Raw genomic sequence first — 1326 nt, forward strand, 5'->3', positions numbered from 1 at the left:
TCTATTCACTGTTAAACCAACCTACCAACCAACCACATCCTCAGTGATTTCTGTCTTTCAGATCCAACCCACACCCCGTACCTCCACCATGCCATACACTCTTACCCTCCACGACGCTCTTCCGATCTCCATCGGCCGCCGCAGCCGAACGCGTCGAACGAGGCTGCGCCGCCGGTCGGCCCGCAAGGCTCGGACAACCTGCAGAACCAGCCGCTCACCGCGCCGGCCCAGTAAGCAGCCGGCGTGCGGAAACAGGGCGGCATGCGCCGCCCGCTTTTATACCTGTCGTGTAGAAAGCCATGAAGATTGCGATTGCCGGGGCATCGGGCCGAATGGGCCGGATGCTGATCGAAGCCGTTCTCAACGATGCCGACGCGCAGCTCGTCGGTGCGCTCGACCGCGCCGATTCGCCGTTCCTCGGCCAGGACGCCGGCGCGTTCCTCGGCAAGGAAACCGGGGTCAAGCTCACCGCCGACCTCGACGCCGTGTTCGCGCAGGCCGACACCCTGATCGATTTCACGCGTCCGGAAGGCACGATGGCCCATATCGAGGCCGCGCTGCGCCACGACGTGAAGCTAGTGATCGGCACGACCGGCTTCACCGCCGAGCAGAAGGCCGAGTTGCAAGCGGCGGCGGGCAAGATCGGCATCGTGTTCGCGGCGAACATGAGCGTCGGCGTGAACGTCACGCTGAAGCTGCTCGAATTCGCGGCGAAGCATTTCTCGCATGGCTACGACATCGAGATCATCGAGGCGCATCACCGCCACAAGGTCGACGCGCCGTCGGGCACCGCGCTGATGATGGGCGAAGCCGTCGCCGGCGCGCTCGGGCGCTCGCTCGACGATTGTGCGGTGTACGGCCGCCACGGCGTGACGGGCGAGCGCGATCCGTCGTCGATCGGCTTTGCCGCGGTGCGCGGCGGCGACATCGTCGGCGATCACACCGTGCTGTTCGCCGGGATCGGCGAGCGCATCGAGATCACGCACAAGTCGTCGAGCCGCGTGTCGTACGCGCAGGGCGCGCTGCGCGCGGTCCACTTCCTGTCGGCGCGCGGCGCCGGCCTGTTCGACATGCAGGACGTGCTCGGCCTGCGCTGACACCACGGGGAAACTCCGATGGCGATACCCACCGGCGTTGTCCACTACCTCGAAAGCGGCGATGCGATCACGCATGCCGTCGCCTATGTGCTGCTGGCGATGTCCGTCGCCAGCTGGTGCTTCCTCCTCATGAAAGCCTGGCTCCTGGTCCGCGCGAAGCGGCAGGGGCCGCGCGCGCTCGCCGCGTTCTGGCGCGCGCCGTCGCTCGACGCGGGCATCGCCGCGCTCG

At 66.9% G+C, this 1326-nt stretch carries 1 protein-coding gene and 2 pseudogenes; all 3 read left to right on the plus strand.

Going from position 1 to position 1326, the window contains the following annotated elements:
• Positions 1-129: 129 nt before the first annotated feature.
• Positions 130-234: pseudogene (locus tag G3N98_RS40120) on the plus strand (cell envelope protein SmpA); the annotation flags it as partial.
• A 65-nt stretch (positions 235-299) separates the two neighbouring features.
• A complete protein-coding gene (gene dapB / locus G3N98_RS39310) occupies positions 300-1097 on the plus strand; it encodes a 4-hydroxy-tetrahydrodipicolinate reductase (protein ID WP_089424479.1) in 798 nt (265 codons plus the stop codon).
• A gap of 18 nt (positions 1098-1115) precedes the next feature.
• Positions 1116-1326, plus strand: a pseudogene (locus G3N98_RS39315) (MotA/TolQ/ExbB proton channel family protein); the annotation flags it as partial.

The organism is Burkholderia sp. Tr-20390 (assembly GCF_017104595.1).
Lineage (GTDB): Bacteria > Pseudomonadota > Gammaproteobacteria > Burkholderiales > Burkholderiaceae > Burkholderia.

Excerpts from the sequence above, each read along its gene's own strand:
- dapB (WP_089424479.1), top strand. The coding sequence starts at position 300 with ATGAAGATTGCGATTGCCGGGGCATCGGGCCGAATGGGCCGGATGCTG.